This window comes from Bradyrhizobium murdochi, from assembly GCF_000472965.1.
Classification (GTDB): domain Bacteria; phylum Pseudomonadota; class Alphaproteobacteria; order Rhizobiales; family Xanthobacteraceae; genus Bradyrhizobium; species Bradyrhizobium murdochi.
Genome location: NZ_AXAU01000013.1, coordinates 61,816 through 77,501, shown reverse-complemented (window position 1 = coordinate 77,501; position 15,686 = coordinate 61,816). Strand labels below are relative to the sequence as shown.

The following is a 15,686-nucleotide window of genomic DNA, read 5'->3' as shown; positions in this document are numbered from 1 at the left end:
ACATAGCGCGCGGTGCCGGCCCAGCCTCTATCCCGCCGCCACTTTCTGCGCCGGCGCGACATTGATTGCGAGCTTGCCGTAGCGATCCGTAAAGGCCTCGGTGTCGATCTCTTCGAGCTGGATCGCCCCGCTTATCACGCCCTGCTTCCAGGCGTCGTGTTCGGGATCGTTCTGGAACTCAGGCATCACCTCTTTGGCGAACAGTTCCAGCGAATCGCAGATCTGCTCATGGGTATTCTTGCCCGCCTGATTGAGCAGGATCACCTGGTCGATGTGGGATGAGCGGAAACGTCTTAGCTTTTTGCGGATGGTTTCCGGCGACCCGATCAGGCCGCCGCGCAAGGCCGCCTCCTGCGCCTCGGGATTTTCACGCTTCCATTTGTTGTACTCATCCCACATGTTGACGGTGCCGGGGTCGGGACGCTGGCGGTTCTGCGAGGCGCCGTAATATCGCAGCGCGAACTGGAAGAAGGTGGCGCCGTCGGCGCGCGCTCGAGCCTCCTCATCGGTCCTGGCGCACATGAAGAACGACACCAGCGCCATGTTCGGGTTGATCTCGTAGTCCGCAAGTTTCTTCAGCCGCTTGGTGATCGCATTGTAATAGGCATGCACCCAGGCATGCGCCGCTTCCGCGCTGACGAACTGGAAGCCGAGCGCGCCGAAGCCGTTCTGGCCGGCGCGTTCGATGGTCGGCAATTGCGAGCACGCCATCCACAGCGGCGGATGCGGCTTCTGAACGGGCTTAGGAACCACATTGCGCAGGGGGATGTCGAAATACTTGCCGTGATGCTCGGTGCCGACCTTCGTGAACATCGGTAAGATCGCCTGAACCGCCTCCTCGAACACCACGCGCTTGGTCTCCATGTCGCGGCCGAACGGCGTCAGTTCGGTGATGGAGGCACTCTCGCCCATGCCGAATTCGCAGCGGCCGTTGCTGAGCAAATCAAGCACCGCGACACGTTCGGCGACGCGCGCGGGATGGTTGGTCGTGAGCTGGAAAATGCCGTGGCCAAGCCGGATATTTTTGGTGCGCTGGCTGGCGGCGGCGAGAAAGGATTCCGGCGCGGGGGAGTGCGAATATTCTTCCAGGAAATGATGCTCGACCACCCAGGCATAATCATAGCCGAGCCGGTCGGCGGTCTCGAGTTGCGTCAGCGCATTTTGGTAGAGCCGTAGCTCGTCGCCCTCTTCCCAGGGACGCGGCAATTGCAGCTCGTAGAAGATGCCGAATTTCATGACGCCTCCCAAGACTGTTGTTCAAGACCGTTTGTCGTTTTCGGGCAGTGTATGCTCCGCAAATCGCAAGTCTAGCCTTGGTCGCGAAGGGACAATTCCGCGTCACGGAAGTTGTCTTGCATGGAACGCGCGAATGGTTAGCTTTACAGTCCGTTGAGTCGCGGCCTTCCGCCCGCTCTTCTCTCCATCTGGACACCATGACCATTTTTACGCCGCATCAGGATTCCGCGCTGAAGGCCGTCGCCGAATGGCTAAAGGCCAAGCCGGGCCGCAACGGCACGCCGCCGGTGTTCCGCCTGTTCGGCTATGCCGGCACCGGCAAGACCACGTTGGCGCGGCACATCGCCGAGGGCGTAGACGGCGAGGTGAAATATGCCGCCTTCACCGGCAAGGCGGCGCTGGTGATGCGCAACAAGGGTTGTGACAACGCCTCCACCATCCACTCGCTGATCTATCGCGCCAAGGAATCCGGCGTCGAGCAGCCGAGCTTTGAGTTGTGGGACGACGCGCCGGCTTCGAAGGCGAAACTGATCGTAATCGACGAATGTTCGATGGTCGACGCCGAACTCGGCCGCGACCTGATGTCGTTCGACTGTCCGCTGCTCGTGCTCGGCGACCCCGCGCAGTTGCCGCCGATCCAGGGCGGCGGCTTCTTCACCAATTGCGAGCCCGACGCGATGCTGACGGAGGTGCACCGGCAGGCGCAGGACGACCCGATCGTGCGGATGTCGATGGACATTCGCGAGGGCCGCGAGCTCGAAATCGGCCGCCACGGCGAGAGTGAAGTGGTGCCGCGCGGCGAGCTCGATCCCGACCGCGTCATGAGCGCCGACCAAGTGCTGGTCGGCCGCAACAACACCCGCCGCGCCTACAATATGCGGATACGGCAGAAGCAGAGCATCGAGGATCCCCTGCCGGTCGCCGGCGACAAGCTGGTGTGCCTGCGCAACAACCGCAAGAAGGGCCTGTTCAATGGCGGGCTGTGGCGCGTGAAGTCGCGCACCCAGCCGCGATCGAAATCGCAGGTATTGAGCATGCGGCTGTCGCCTGACGAAGAGTTCGGCCACAAGGTCACCAAGGTCTCGGTGCGCCACGATTGCTTCCAGGGCGGCATCGAGGCGATCCCGTGGGAGCAGCGCAAGCCCTATGACGAGTTCGACTATGGCTACGTGCTCACCGTGCACAAGTCGCAGGGCTCGCAATGGGACGACGTGGTGCTGTTCGACGAGAGTTTTGCATTTCAGGACAGCCGGGCCAGATGGCTGTACACGGGGATTACGCGCGCGGCGAAGCGGCTGAGCGTGGTGGTGTAGAGCAACGCATTCAGACCTCATCCTGAGGAGCGCGCACCGCGCGCGTCTCGAAGGATGGCCGCGGCAGCACTTGGGCCACATGGTTCGAGACGGCGCTGACGCGCCTCTTCATCATGAGGGTCGAATTATCGCCCCGCCACGAAGTAGAAATCCTCGCGCCCCGGCAATGAGCCATAGGTGAACGGCTGCTGCGTGCGGTTGGTCACCTTCCAGACGTCATCGCGTACGATGTCGAATAGCTTGCGCACCTCGATCTTCGGCTCCTTGATGACGCGCGCGAGCACCGTGGCGAACGGGCTGTTGAGGGAATCGCCGTCAAGCGCGGTCTCGCCATGCTTGGCGGCGTAGACCACCATGAAGCCGGCTTCCGGCTCGATGTTGGAGAAGCCGCGGTTGACCAGCTTTAGCGAAATCGTTCGCTGCATGGTCTTTTCGAAGGGATTGTCGCGGCAGGCATCGAGCATCACCAGCCGCAGCTTTCGCGCGCCGGCGACCGCGGCGATCACCTGCTCGAGCGCGACCGCCTGCGTCTCCGCGTCACTATCGGCCTTCAGCCTGGCATCGACCGGGATCAGGTAATTCACGCCGCCGATCTCCATGCCGTGACCGGCATAGTAGACGACAGCCCAATCCGCCTTTTCGGCCTCCAGGCCGAACTCGTGCAGGGCGGCGAAGAATTTATCCCGGGTGAGATCGGGCGCCAGCGTCACCGTGGCAAAGCCGAGCTCGCGAAAGGTCGATGCGATCAGTTTGGCATCGCGCGGCGGATTATCCAGCGGGGCGGCATTCTTGTAGGCGCCGTTACCGACGATCAGCGCGACCTTGCGCGGCCCCGCCGGTTGTGGCGTCGACGGCGCGGCGGTGCCCAGCAAGGCTTCCAGCCGCTCCTTGGCGATCCCACGCGCAAGCGTGGTATCGATGTCCTCGCGTCTTGCCGCGACCGCGTTAGCCGCCGAGCGATAGTCGGCGCGGGCGGCGGCGAGGTTGCGGCGTTTCTCGAAAAGCTGTCCACGGCCGACATAGGCGCGGACGTAGTTCGGATTGATCTTGAGCACCTGGTTGTAGTCGCTGAGCGCGGCGTCGAGATTGCCCTTGCCGAGATAGGCATTGGCACGGCTGGTCAGCGCGTAAACGTTGTTCGGCGACTTGGCCAGCGCTGCGTTGCAGTCGGCGAGCGCGTCATCGAACCTGCCCATGCTGGTGTAGGTAACGCATCGGTAGGCCGGAACGTGCGGACCGTCGGGATTGACCTTTTGCGCCTCGGCATAGTCTGCGAGCGAGGCGTCGTACAGCTTCATCAATCCGTGCAGGCGGCCCCGGTTGTAGTGGTGCAGATAGCGGCTCTGGTCATTGAAGATATGTTTGACCGCCAGGTTGAACTCATCGAGCGCCCGCTGCAGCTCGCCCCGGCGCATGAAGATGACGCCGCGGTTGTTGTAGGCACTACCGAAGCTCGAGCGCAACTGCAGGCAAAGATCGTAGTCGGCGAGCGCACGCTCGTCGTCGCCCTTGTAGCTGTAGGCAATGCCGCGCGCGTTGATGATGTTGATATTCTGCGGCGCGATCTCGAGAGAGGCGGTGAACGCCGCGATTGCGCCATCGTAATCGCGCTTCTTCACCAGTGAATCGCCGCGATACCAGAAGGCGGCTGCCCTGGAGGTCCCCGTGATCTTCTCGTCGGCAATCACGCTTTCGCAGGCTGCGAGCCGGGCAGCCGGTTCCGCCGAGTTATTTCGGCAGGTTTCGACATCGCCCGCGGCCCGCGCGGGACCGGTGGCGACAAGCAGGACGAGACCCAGCAACAAGTGCCGCAACATCAGCGGAACGCTCCGGCGCATGGATTTTGGTCACGGCGCGCGACCACCGATTCATTGTGGAAAGGCAGGCCCGCACTGGTCAAGTGATCGAGATCACCTCTCCAAATAGTTGGGGCAGATGGCCCTATTCACGAACTCGTGTGGCGCACCCCGTAACAATCCGCAGCCAGCGCCGTATCATGGGCATCGGCGAGAATTGAGCCGATTGCGAAACGCCGGTCCCGCTCTAGACTGCCCCAACCAACGCCGAAAGAGGAAACCATGTCCCCTCGCCATTTCAGCCGCCTGTCGTTCGCCGCTGCCGCCATCGGCGCGCTGGCCGTCGCGGCCTTCGCTGCCGCGCCTTCGCGCGCCTCGGAAGAGGCTGTCGTCATTCCGGCCCCTGCCGTCGACGTTCAGGCTGCCGACGGTATCCAGACCGCCGTGATCGCCGGCGGCTGCTTCTGGGGCGTGCAGGGCGTGTACCAGCACACCGCCGGCGTGCTCAACGCGGTGAGCGGCTATTCCGGCGGCAGCAAGATGACCGCGAACTACACCATGATCGGCACCGGCACGACGGGACACGCCGAGGCGGTCGAGATCAAATACGATCCGAAGAAGATCAGCTACGGCAAGATCCTGCAGATCTTCTTCTCGGTCGTGCACGATCCGACCCAGTTGAACCGCCAGGGCCCGGACATCGGCACGCAATATCGCTCGGCGATCTTCACCATCAATGACGAGCAGAAGAAGGTGGCGGAGGCCTATATTGCCCAACTCACCGCCGCCAAGGTGTACAAGAAGCCGATCGTGACCAAGGTCGGCCCGCTGCAGGCGTTCTACCCGGCGGAAGACTATCACCAGGACTACCTGACGCTGCACCCGAACCAGCCCTATATTGTCTTCAACGACATTCCGAAGATCGAGAATCTGAAGAAGATCTTTGCGGAGAACTACATCGAGAAGCCGACGCTGGTGCGCAATGCGAAGGCTACCAATTGACGCCTCGTCATTGCGAGGAGCGAAGCGACGAAGCAATCCATCCATCCCAGTGCCGAGATATGGATTGCTTCGCTTCGCTCGCAATGACGACCTAACCTGAGGAGATTCCATGTCCGAGACCAAGACATCCGGCAAGGTCGTCAAGAGCGAGGCCGAATGGCGCAAGGAATTGACGCCGATGCAGTACGCAGTGCTGCGCGAGAAGGCGACCGAGCGGCCGTTCTCGGGCGAGTATGAGCACGAGCACCGCAAGGGCACCTATACCTGCGCCGGCTGCGGCCAGACGCTGTTCGAATCCGATGCCAAGTTCGATTCCGGATGCGGCTGGCCGAGCTTTACGAAGCCTGCGGTTGACAGCCATATCGATGAGGAGCGCGATTTCAGCCACGGCATGATCCGCACCGAGGTGTTGTGCTCGAAATGCAATGGCCATCTCGGCCACGTCTTCAACGACGGCCCCGGCCCGACCGGCCTGCGTTACTGCATCAATTCGGCGGCCTTGAAGCTGCAGCCGAAATAAGCCCCGAGCAATGTCGCTTGGAACGATACTCATCATCGTTCTGATTATTTTCCTGCTGGGCGGCTTTTCCGGCCGTTTCGGCGGCTATGGCTATGGCAGGGGCCATTCCACGATGGGGCTCGGTGGCGTGATTTTAATCGTGCTTCTGATCCTGGTCCTGCTCGGCAAGCTGTAAGCCATGGAACCCATTGAAATAACTTGATTTAATTTGCGCCTCCCGCAGCCATGCGTGGATTCATCATCACCCCCGAAGTCGGTCTTCAGGGGTCGCATTTTTGTCAAAGAAGCTTATATTGGGCGCTGAAATGACGTGCACGGCGCGGCCCGCCACTGTGGCCCACCGTCATCCAATCCCCATTGCTCACACGAAGAGAGCCGAAAAAGATTGAGGTCACCGTCCATGCGTCCATTCAGCTACAACACCGCCGCCGAACTGTTTCCCGCCGCGATCCGCAAGAAGAAGCGGGCTGGGTTTGCCTATCGGCGTTTTGGCACCGCGGCGGAAGCGGTTCGCTTCGCGATCGAGGAGCTGCCTGCGGACTCGCTGAATGGCGCCTATCTCCAGGTCGAGGAAGCCCGCTTTGACCAGAGCGGCATCCGCTCGCTCTATGAAAGCGACGCGTTCCCGCTGCCGCGTCGTCCGCGCCCGGCCGCCACCGACGACAAGGCCGACGCCGCCTAAAGCTTCCACTTTTTCAAACAGCGCGCCCCCGGGAATCATTTCGGGGGCGTTTTTCTTTAGCGCGGCTGCTTATCGAGCCAGCGCTTGAGCATGCGCACATTGCGGACGTTGGCGCGGAACATGACGTCGAAGGCGTCGCCCGCGACCGGCACCAGGCCAACCGCGCCGTCAACCGCAACGTTAGCCAGCATCCGCGCCGTGATGTGCCAGGGGGCGCCAAGCGCGCGCGCCTCGCGCACCACCCACAGCGAGATCGCCGTCGTGATGATGTCGCCGACCACCGGGATCAGGCCGATCAGCCCGTCGATGCCGTAGCGGAAATTGGTACCGGGCACGATGAAGGCGACATCCAGCAATTTGGCGATGGCATCGAGCCGCGCGATCCGCTGCTCGCGCGTCAACTCGCCGAACGGATTGGCGGCGGAATGACCAAAATCGAACCGCATTCCCTCAAACCGCGTATGCAGGTTCGGCTCGGGGAGTTCGCGCCCCTCCTGGTCGATGACCGGCCCACGTCCGGGCGCGCGCGTCCGGGACGATGGTCCGGAACGCGAACGGGGCGGCGTAAAGATATCGTCGTCTGACATGGCCATCAGATGGTAACGCGAATGCGAGGCGCAAGTTGCGTCATGCGGTCGCTGCTTGGTCGGATCCAACGCTGTCATCCCCGCCAACGTCGCGCGAATGCGCGCCCGATAACAGGCTCCGGCGGGGGATTCAGTACGCTGCGGCTTATCGGTTCTATCATTGACGTCTCTGGAATACTGGATCGCCCGGTCAAGGCCGGGCGATGACGACTGAATATAAGGAGCCAATCTCGCGATCGTGTCGCAGGCCGCTGCACGAAATTGCACTTTTGCGCGCGGCAAATCAGTTCGTCGTCCTGGGCAAGCGAGCAACGCGCATGCGCGCCTTTGCTCATGCCGGGCTTTTCCTGACATCCCCGAACGACGCATGATTCTAATATGCGGTTGCGCGCGAAGCAGGTGGGATGCGCGCAGCGGGCCGACCCGCCATTGAGATGCCTTCGGACAAATCAACAGCACGAAGTGAAGACAGATGAAGCGATTCGTCCAGCTCGCGACTGGTCTCTTTCTCGCACTGGGAAGTGCGGCGATCGTGGCCTACGCGATGGCGCACCTCGCGCATCATAGCCTGGGCTTTGCCCGATCCGCACTTCGAGAGCAGGCGCTGATCTGCGCGGCTATTCTCCTTGGCCTCGTCACGATCGAGTTCCTCGCAAGCAGAGAGAAATAGCAAGGTAGCCGACGATGAGGATCGTAGACCTGGCTGTTGCCGTCATCTTCTTTATCGCAAGTGCCGGCGTGACCGCACTTTTGATGGCCATGTTCATTCACTACGGATTGGGCGTCCCGCCGGCGGCATTGAGGATGAATGCCCTCATCTCGGCCGGCGCCCTCAGCGTTGTGCTCCTGGTAGCGATGGCGGGGGCGCACGAGAGCGAGGACTAGTTCGCGGACAGTCACGATCTGGGTGCTGCAGGGAACGGGGGCTGGAATGTTCGGTGGCAGGACAATCGATAATCGACCTTTGGCGTATTGCGTTCCTTGCTCGGAAAGGACGCCGCACCGATACGAACGATGGGGCGTCAACGGACGTCTCACATCGAAAGCCATCTGCCTGGTCTGCAACAATGATTCGCGCGGCGGCGCGGGTCACAACAGCGCCACCGAAATCGCATCCGCAAAAGCAGGCATAGTGTGAGCGTCATTGCCATTGACAGGTTTTTCCTGACGCGCCGGCGCAAGATTGCATTCTAGGATGGCGATCAATCGTGGGGGGCACGTGCACAATGGGACGAGGAGCAGGAAGGGTGGGGCGAACCAAACGCAAATTGATCAAGCTGTCTCGGGCCGAGCTGCTGCATGAGCGGGCCGTCTTTTGCAAGCGTCTGGCGATTGGCGCGGCCGATCCAGGATTTGCCGAAAAACTTCAGATACTGGTCGATGAATATGAGGCCCAGGCCGCGCAGGCAGCATTGCAAGCCAGCCCGCAGCCTGGATTCAGCGAGGCCCTCAAGGCCCAGCCGCAGCATCAGACAGGTTGACGCATTCCAGTGCATACGGCGTGGCGGCGATGTCGCCATTCGGAGATTTCTCTCATTCGGTGATTCCGGCATCTGTGTCGATCTACACACGCAACATCAGCCCACGACATGGCAACGCGATACGTTCCTGACGACGTGCGGGACTTCATTTTGAAGCACATCGCTTCGGTGGCGCAGATCGAAGCGCTCCTTCTGATCTGGTCCAGCCCGGAAGAGCGATGGGGACTGCGCCAGATTGCGGCCCGCATCTATGCCAGCGACACGGAAACCGAAAGCGCGTTAGCCGGGCTTTGCACTGACGGGCTACTGGTTTGCGAGGCCGGAATCTTCAAGTTGAGAACCTCAGCGGAAAACGCCGAGATGATCCGAAGGCTTCAGGAAGTCTACGCCCGCTACCTTGTTGCGGTCACTGACGTCATCCATGGCAAATCGCGCAACATGCTCCGGGCCGCCGACGCGTCCGGATCTGGAAAGGACCAATGAAGGTGCGAAAGATTTCCTGCAAGATGGCAGGCTGGGGTGCGTTCCTGACGGCTTTGTTCATCGTCCAGCCGTGCATGGCCCAGAAGCTCCATTCTTACGAACCGCTGATGATGGATCCATACTCCACCATCTACGTCGATGACGGCTCCTGTTCGGCTGGCAAGGTCTTGAAGGTGCAGGGCGCAGCGAAGAATCATCGCCGGAAAAAGAGCTGCGTGCCACTGAGTGATCTGCAGCCCGGCGCGCGTACAGGATCGGCAAAGTAACCGAACATGCCATGTCCGAGATGCCGCATGCGGGATCGTTCAGGCAGTTTAATCCCGACGCTTCAGTTGCACGAGGCAGGAATTGGTATTTGCCATAGCGCTCAGTTCGGCGCAGCGAGCCAGCCCCGCCTGATGCCGTAGCGGACGATATCCGCGCGGCTATGCAGGCCCTTCTTTTCGGATGCGCGCGCCTTGTAGGTCTCGACGCTTTTGACGCTCACCTCCAGCTCGCCGGCGATTTGCTTGTTGCTGAAGCCTTGAGCGACCAGCTTGAGCACATCCTCTTCGCGCCGGCTGAGTTCGCCGCCATCGCCGTTATCGGCGGACGTCGGTTCGGGAGTGCTCGTTGACGCCTTGTCGGCGATAGCGGGATCGAGGTAGATGACGCCCTCGTTGACGGCCCTGATCGCGCGAAGCAGTTCGTCTGCGGCGGATCGCTTCAAGAGATATCCCCGTGCGCCAGCCTCGAGAGCCGGATGAATATAGGCGCGGTCTTCATGCACGGTCAGCGCGATGATCTTTACCGCCGGGCATCGCTTGCTCAGCCGGCGCGCGAGTTCCAGGCCGCTGATGTCGGGCAGCGAAAGGTCGATCACCGCAATGTCGGGGGAGCATTCGCAAATCGCCTTCAGCCCCGTTGTCCCCGTATTCGCCTCGCCGACGAGTTCGACCTCGGGCATGCCCTGCAGCAGCGCGCGTATGCCGGCGAGCACGACCGGATGGTCATCCACGAGCGCAATCCGAATGGGCGTCATGCGCCGGTCTCCTGCACTTCCCTCTCCTGCGCTTCGAGCGGGATCTGGACAAAGATGGTGCTGCCTCTTCCCGGCGCGGATTCCACCGCGATCGTGCCGCCGAGCAGCGCGACGCGCTCCTTCATGCCGGAGAGGCCAAGTCCGGACGGCTGACCGCCGCCCATCGCATTGCGGCTGACGCTTTCCGGATCGAAGCCAACGCCGTCATCCTCGAGAACGAGCGCCAGCCCGTCCGATTTCTTCTCGAGCACGATACTGACCTTGCTGGCGCTGGCGTGCTTCAGGACGTTGGTCAATCCCTCCTGGACCAGTCGATACAGCACCGCCGCGACATCGGGAGGCAGCGAATTGTCCCGCCCGAACGTCTGGATATCGATACGAACGCCATAACGCTCCTGCCACTCCGCGACGTAGGCTTCGATCGCCCTGAAGATTCCGAGGTCGTCGATCGCGGTCGGCCGCAGATCCGACGCGGTGCGGTGAATGTCCCGGCCGATCTGCGCAGCAAGCTGTTCCAGCCATCGCACCTGCTCGGTCGCCGCTTCCGTATTGCCGCCTTTTGCCAATCCCTGTTCAAGCGCCTTCAGCCCGAGAGACAATCCCGTCACCGTCTGGCCGATCTGATCGTGCAGTTCTCGCGAAATCCGGCGCTGCTCTTCTTCCTGGGCCGAAGCCAGGCGACGAAGCAAGTGAGAACGCTCCGCCTCCGCGCGCTTGAGGATATCGATGTCGGCGAGCACGCCGTGAATCACGTGACGCCGGTTGGGCGGACCTTCGGCCCTGCCAGCCGCACGCAACCAGTATTCGCCGCGATCGTCGGATTGAACCGGAAATTCGACGCTGCCTGATTTGCCGCTTTCGAGGCAAGCGCCGCCGAACGAGGCCAGAGCCGCGCGGTGCGGCGGTTCGAGCAACGCAAAGATCCGGTCCGCGGACCATCTGGTCTCGCCCGATCGGTCGCTCGGCAAACCCAGCAATGCGCCAAAGCGGCTGCAACCGCTGAACTCGTTTGCGGTCAGATCCCAGCGCCAGGTACCGAGTTCGGCGGCATCGATGGCAAGCGCGCCGCGTTTTTCGCTATCAAGCAGCGCTGCAGCCGATTGAAGTGCCTCCATGCGGCGCCGTTGCGCGATCTCGCGGGCGATCACCAGTCCAAGCGCGATGGCGAGCCCGACACTCGCCGCCGTTCCTCCGACCAGCAGCCGCAGCGAGCGGGATACGGGAGCGTTCAGTTCAACGACGGGAACGCCCACGTGAACCGACCATCCTTCCGTTCCCGCCAAGCCGCGATGGACGGTTTCGACATCCATCCCCTCCCGCGTCTGGGTGCGCAGCGAATTCGAGCCGCCGCGGGCAATGGCTTCCTGCACCGCAGGCGTCTTCGCGCTTGCACTGACGGCTCTGGCATCAGGCGTTCGCGCGACGATCTCGTCCTTGGCGTCAACGACGGTGCCGGCCCATCCAGCGGGCAGACCGGCCTGACCGAGAATGGTGCCGATCTGATCGGGCAACAGCCCGACGGTCAGGACGTAGCGAAGTTCGCCCTCTCGAATAACCGGCACACGCAGTGCCACGAGCCGCTTGCCGATCGAAGCCTGGTACGGCCCCAGCCCGCCAAGGACTGGCTTACGTGTGCGGAGCACGGCGTCGAAGCTTTCGCTGTCGGTCACCGGCCCGAGCGGCGCGCCGAGCGGCCGCAATACGTTGAGGACCTGTTCCCGGTCCGGCTTGGTCAGGAAGGCGGTCTCCCACAGCGGACGGGTGGCGACTATTCGTTTCGCCTCGCGATAGAAGTCGCTCAAGTTGCCATCGTCGAGCGCGGCCGAGCTTGCAAGCGTCTCCGCGACCTGTATTTCGTGGGAAATTTCGCTCTCGATCCGGTGCGCCACTTGCGTCAGCGCCTCGGTGGCGGCTTGGCGGGCGTAGCTTCGTTCCTGGTCGGCAGTGATATAGGCCATCCATCCCCCGAGCAGCAGGACCGGAATGGCGGCCGTCAGAACCAGCGCGGTGAAAAGCCAGACGGCTTCCTTGCTTCGACCCGAACCGGAGGAGAGCCTGTTACTTAACTCCGCGATCATGGACGCGCGCATGTTGGTTCGCCGGCGAAAATTGACAACGCCGAGGCTCCTTTACGTTGCATTCCCCGATCGGACCAGCCTGACATTCGTCTGCCAAGCGTCAACTTGACGGCCGAGGTCAGGTAATTCCTGACGTTCAACGGCGGAACGAACATCGGCGCGCCGATGATAGATGGTGGCCACGGCGCATGCGCGCCTTTGCCCACCCTACGGCGCGCTGCCACTTACGTCGAATGCGCTGGCTGCGGCTCGTCCGCGTATCGGTGCGCGAGCCACGACGACAGCGCCGCAGGCACCATGCCGACGATGCCGTAGAGCAGAAACTGCACCACACCGGTATCCGGTCCGCGCGAACCATAGAGCAGTTCTGACGCGGCAAATCCGATGGCGCCCACGATCAGGATCCGCACCACGAAAGAAATGCGCTTGACGTGACAGAGAATGTCGTCGATGGCGCCGATCATCAGCGCAGGCACAATGCCGAACAGATAGCTGTATTGCAGCGTCTTGGCGAACGCGCCGAGGAATTTCCCGATCTCCGACCAGTTGGTGTCGGTCCAGTAGCCCGAGGCCACCGTGGTCGCGAATAGCATCAGGAATCCGCCAACGAACGGGCCGATAGCCCCGAAGATCAGATAGCGTTTCATGGAACTGCCTCATACCTCGCGACTAGTACTAGCCAAATTTTCGATCTTAAAAAACAGTGCCATCATATCAAACCCTATTGCCGGCGGCCTATCTGATTTCGAACAAGTAACCACAGCGGCCAAGAGCCCATTTGTTATATTCGAAACAGCCGTTCATTTCTCGAAAATCTCGCGCATCAGTTGATTCGAAAGGCTAGCAAATGAGTGCAACGTTGGATGATGTCCACCTTTGGATGAAATCCCTGAAAGCTAGACCAAACGACCTTCATGAAAAGGAGAGGGACAGGCTCCGCGTAAGTTTCTTCTCATTTCGAACGAGAGTTGCAATCCTCGCCAGTCAAATTCAAAAGGCTTTTCCCAACCTAACCGTTCATGACGTTACACATCTCGACGCCCTTTGGGAGACGGCTGATCTTATTGCCGGGCCGGAATACCCATTAAATGCAATGGAAGGGTTTGTATTTGGAGGTGCGGCGCTTTTACACGATGCGGCTTTATGCTTCGAAGCATATGAGGGCGGGGTGGACGGCATTCGCCACACAACACAATGGAGAGATGCACTAGCTGCTGAGAAAGATGCACATGCAAATTTGACTGAAGATGAACTCATATTCGCCGCTGATTTTAGCGCCGTCCGCGCGCTGCATGCGGAGCAAGCAGCACACTTAGTGGATAAAGCTTGGCTCGATCCTGATACCCGTCAGCCCCTCTTTCTCATCGATGATTCTGACTTAAGAAAGCGGTACGGCCCTATAATCGGAATGATTGCTTCAAGTCATCACTGGCCGATCGAAGATGTAGCATCAAAGCTTCAGCATCAGGTCAACGCACCTGGGGATTGGCCTAGCAGTTGGAGAATAGACCCCGTAAAGATAGCTTGCCTGCTGCGATGCGCTGACGCGGCTCACATAGATAACCGCAGAGCGCCCGACTTCCTTTACGCGCTTCTACGACGAAGCGGAATTTCGCGGGACCATTGGCAGGCTCAGAATTGGCTGGCTAGGCCTGATACGGACCAAGCTGATCCCTCGGCAGAAACAATAATCTATACTTCCAACCGAGACTTTGAACAGCAAGATGCGGATGCTTGGTGGGTTGCTTATGATGCAATTACTCTCGTCGATGCCGAGATCAGGTCCGCGAACGCGCTACTCCGAGCTCGGCCTCAGAACGTGACAAGCCCTCCATTCAAGATCCAACGCGTAGGCGGTTCGTCGTCTCCTGATCTTGCGAGTGCCTACATAAGAGTTCGAAACTGGAATCCGTGGTCGGCGAAGCTCCATGTCGGAAATGTTGAGAGGCTTGTTAGAAATATAGGCGGAGAGAGCCTCTATGGCGCCGGATCCGACAAGACATATGTCGCGCTGAGAGAGATGCTTCAAAATGCGCGTGATGCAATCATTGCAAGAAGAAAAATGGACCCGAATTTTGCGGGCGGAGCAATCCGAGTTCGGGTTCGAAGAAGGAAGAGCAAGTGGGTCTTGGAGGTAGAAGACAACGGCGTCGGCATGTCAGAAACGACAATGACAGGCCCGCTGCTAGACTTTGGAACCTCTTTCTGGACGACCAGTCTTGTGCAAACTGAATTTCCTGGACTGCGCGCGTCAGGATTCAAATCGGTCGGGCAATACGGAATCGGCTTCTACTCCATATTCATGATTTCTAACAACGTCAGCATTTCCTCTCGCCGTTGGGACCGCGGACTCGATACGCTCTGCCAAATGAAGTTTCCTCGAGGGTTGACTTTACGACCTATCGTCACATTGGCTCCAGACCCCTCCTTTGGAGGCGATACTTCAACCATCGTGTCCTGCGTATTGCATGACGATCTATTAGACGACCAAGCGAGAATCTTTGTGACTTCCGGAATATTGAATGAACCAAACTATCATCTGAAGTTAGAAGACTACATTGCAGTTCTATCTGCAGGTTTGGATGTATCGATCCATTTGCAGGTAGATGATGGCAACATGGTAGAAATACACCGCCCGATTTCCAAGATCATAGCAGAGAACGATTACGCGAGCTGGCTACAACAAATAGCCTTGACGTCATATCGTCCCACCGACTTGGCGGCGAAAGTTGAAAGCGATGCTTTCCGTCTTCGTCCGCTGAGATCAAGGGGCCAGATCGTCGGGCTAGCCGCTATCGATTTGAGTCCAAACATTCACGGCTTCAACGTTAGAAGTGTCGGAGGTTTAGCCACATCTGTCTCCGGCCGAGGCGCGACAGGTTACGTAGGCTTCATTGACTACAGCCCCGGCTCGGCAAAACGAGAGGGTAGAGTGATAGTTGCGGCCGACGCCGACCTGAAGGAATGGGGTAGCGAACAATTTCAACTATTAGACACCGCCTCAATTGATCCCATCAGTTGGTGCATTGCTACTTGCGGCTTTTCTGATCTTGGCATCGATCCTACTCCGAGACTTCACGCTCTTTTTGTGGCGACCAACGGCGCGATGGTGTTGCAGCTATCCGATATCTTTACAAAGCTTCAGTCAGCGCCGCTTGCGCTATTGAAGGCAGGTATGATGAACCATTTGGATTCGTACGTTGAACGAGCTGCGTTTGAGGAGTATTTGACGTTTGTTCCCATAAAAAACAGCCGCTTCTTATCGCTTGAAGGACTCCTGCCTCCGATAGAAGGTCATCCCGCGGCACCGTACGAATTTAGCTTCGTAGAATGCTTACGAACGTATTGCGAACAGAAAGGCAGAAAACTTGTCTACGAATTACGCAAGAATGTTCGGCAATCAGTATTGGGACCGGCAGACGCCGTAATACTGTCTCTCAACTAACTGAGAAGCGCTCCTTGAGCTCCAGATCGCGCGCGCGACGTT

General features: G+C 59.9%; 17 protein-coding genes. 11 read left to right on the top strand and 6 right to left on the bottom strand.

Annotated elements, in window-relative coordinates:
• Window positions 1-27: 27 nt before the first annotated feature.
• Entirely contained in the window at window positions 28-1,236 is a 1,209-nt protein-coding gene (locus tag YUO_RS0123340; RefSeq protein ID WP_028349455.1) for an LLM class flavin-dependent oxidoreductase, read from the bottom strand.
• A gap of 197 nt (window positions 1,237-1,433) precedes the next feature.
• Here YUO_RS0123340 and YUO_RS0123335 point away from each other — a divergent pair, with 197 nt between their 5' ends.
• On the top strand, window positions 1,434-2,549 hold the full coding sequence (locus YUO_RS0123335) for an ATP-dependent DNA helicase (protein WP_028349454.1): 1,116 nt from the start codon (window positions 1,434-1,436) through the stop codon (window positions 2,547-2,549).
• 125 nt (window positions 2,550-2,674) lie between these two features.
• Here YUO_RS0123335 and YUO_RS0123325 read toward each other — a convergent pair whose 3' ends face one another.
• A complete protein-coding gene (locus YUO_RS0123325; RefSeq protein WP_028349453.1) occupies window positions 2,675-4,366 on the bottom strand; it encodes a caspase family protein in 1,692 nt (563 codons plus the stop codon).
• 261 nt (window positions 4,367-4,627) lie between these two features.
• Between YUO_RS0123325 and msrA the strand changes: the two genes are divergently transcribed.
• The 4 genes from msrA (at window position 4,628) to YUO_RS0123305 (ending at window position 6,549) form a co-directional block, all read left to right on the top strand.
• A complete protein-coding gene (msrA, locus tag YUO_RS0123320) occupies window positions 4,628-5,347 on the top strand; it encodes a peptide-methionine (S)-S-oxide reductase MsrA (RefSeq protein WP_035727408.1) in 720 nt (239 codons plus the stop codon).
• 109 nt (window positions 5,348-5,456) lie between these two features.
• On the top strand, window positions 5,457-5,867 hold the full coding sequence (msrB, locus tag YUO_RS0123315; protein WP_028349451.1) for a peptide-methionine (R)-S-oxide reductase MsrB: 411 nt from the start codon (window positions 5,457-5,459) through the stop codon (window positions 5,865-5,867).
• A gap of 10 nt (window positions 5,868-5,877) precedes the next feature.
• On the top strand, window positions 5,878-6,042 hold the full coding sequence (locus tag YUO_RS44920; RefSeq protein ID WP_083754678.1) for a DUF3309 family protein: 165 nt from the start codon (window positions 5,878-5,880) through the stop codon (window positions 6,040-6,042).
• A gap of 225 nt (window positions 6,043-6,267) precedes the next feature.
• On the top strand, window positions 6,268-6,549 hold the full coding sequence (locus tag YUO_RS0123305; protein WP_028349450.1) for a hypothetical protein: 282 nt from the start codon (window positions 6,268-6,270) through the stop codon (window positions 6,547-6,549).
• A 56-nt stretch (window positions 6,550-6,605) separates the two neighbouring features.
• Here the strand turns inward: YUO_RS0123305 and YUO_RS0123300 are convergent, their stop codons facing one another.
• Window positions 6,606-7,142: a DUF4112 domain-containing protein gene (locus tag YUO_RS0123300; protein WP_028349449.1), complete on the bottom strand. Its 537-nt coding sequence runs from the start codon at window positions 7,140-7,142 to the stop codon at window positions 6,606-6,608.
• Window positions 7,143-7,608: 466 nt separating this feature from the next.
• On the opposite strand from YUO_RS0123300, the gene YUO_RS0123295 reads away from it, so the two are divergent.
• From YUO_RS0123295 to YUO_RS41435, 5 genes are all read left to right on the top strand, one after another.
• Window positions 7,609-7,806, top strand: coding sequence for a hypothetical protein (locus YUO_RS0123295; protein ID WP_028349448.1), 198 nt, complete (start codon window positions 7,609-7,611; stop codon window positions 7,804-7,806).
• Between the two features lie 14 nt (window positions 7,807-7,820).
• On the top strand, window positions 7,821-8,021 hold the full coding sequence (locus YUO_RS0123290; RefSeq protein WP_028349447.1) for a hypothetical protein: 201 nt from the start codon (window positions 7,821-7,823) through the stop codon (window positions 8,019-8,021).
• Between the two features lie 362 nt (window positions 8,022-8,383).
• Window positions 8,384-8,617, top strand: a complete 234-nt coding sequence (locus YUO_RS0123280; RefSeq protein WP_028349446.1) for a hypothetical protein — start codon at window positions 8,384-8,386, stop codon at window positions 8,615-8,617.
• A 108-nt stretch (window positions 8,618-8,725) separates the two neighbouring features.
• Entirely contained in the window at window positions 8,726-9,100 is a 375-nt protein-coding gene (locus YUO_RS0123275; protein ID WP_028349445.1) for a hypothetical protein, read from the top strand.
• Window positions 9,097-9,366 carry a DUF6719 family protein gene (locus tag YUO_RS41435; protein WP_198028078.1) on the top strand — a complete coding sequence of 90 codons (270 nt, stop codon included), beginning with the start codon at window positions 9,097-9,099 and terminating at the stop codon, window positions 9,364-9,366. Before YUO_RS0123275 ends, YUO_RS41435 begins: the two co-directional genes overlap by 4 nt.
• A gap of 101 nt (window positions 9,367-9,467) precedes the next feature.
• On the opposite strand, the gene YUO_RS0123265 is transcribed toward YUO_RS41435, so the two are convergent.
• The 3 genes from YUO_RS0123265 to YUO_RS0123255 form a co-directional block, all read right to left on the bottom strand.
• On the bottom strand, window positions 9,468-10,121 hold the full coding sequence (locus YUO_RS0123265; protein ID WP_028349444.1) for a response regulator: 654 nt from the start codon (window positions 10,119-10,121) through the stop codon (window positions 9,468-9,470).
• A complete protein-coding gene (locus YUO_RS0123260) occupies window positions 10,118-12,211 on the bottom strand; it encodes a sensor histidine kinase (RefSeq protein WP_051379597.1) in 2,094 nt (697 codons plus the stop codon). Before YUO_RS0123260 ends, YUO_RS0123265 begins: the two co-directional genes overlap by 4 nt.
• A 212-nt stretch (window positions 12,212-12,423) precedes the next feature.
• Entirely contained in the window at window positions 12,424-12,846 is a 423-nt protein-coding gene (locus YUO_RS0123255; protein ID WP_028349442.1) for a DUF5413 family protein, read from the bottom strand.
• A 200-nt stretch (window positions 12,847-13,046) separates the two neighbouring features.
• Here YUO_RS0123255 and YUO_RS0123250 point away from each other — a divergent pair, with 200 nt between their 5' ends.
• Window positions 13,047-15,644 (top strand): HD domain-containing protein, encoded by a 2,598-nt coding sequence (locus tag YUO_RS0123250; RefSeq protein WP_051379596.1) that lies wholly within the window; start codon window positions 13,047-13,049, stop codon window positions 15,642-15,644.
• Window positions 15,645-15,686 lie beyond the last annotated feature (42 nt).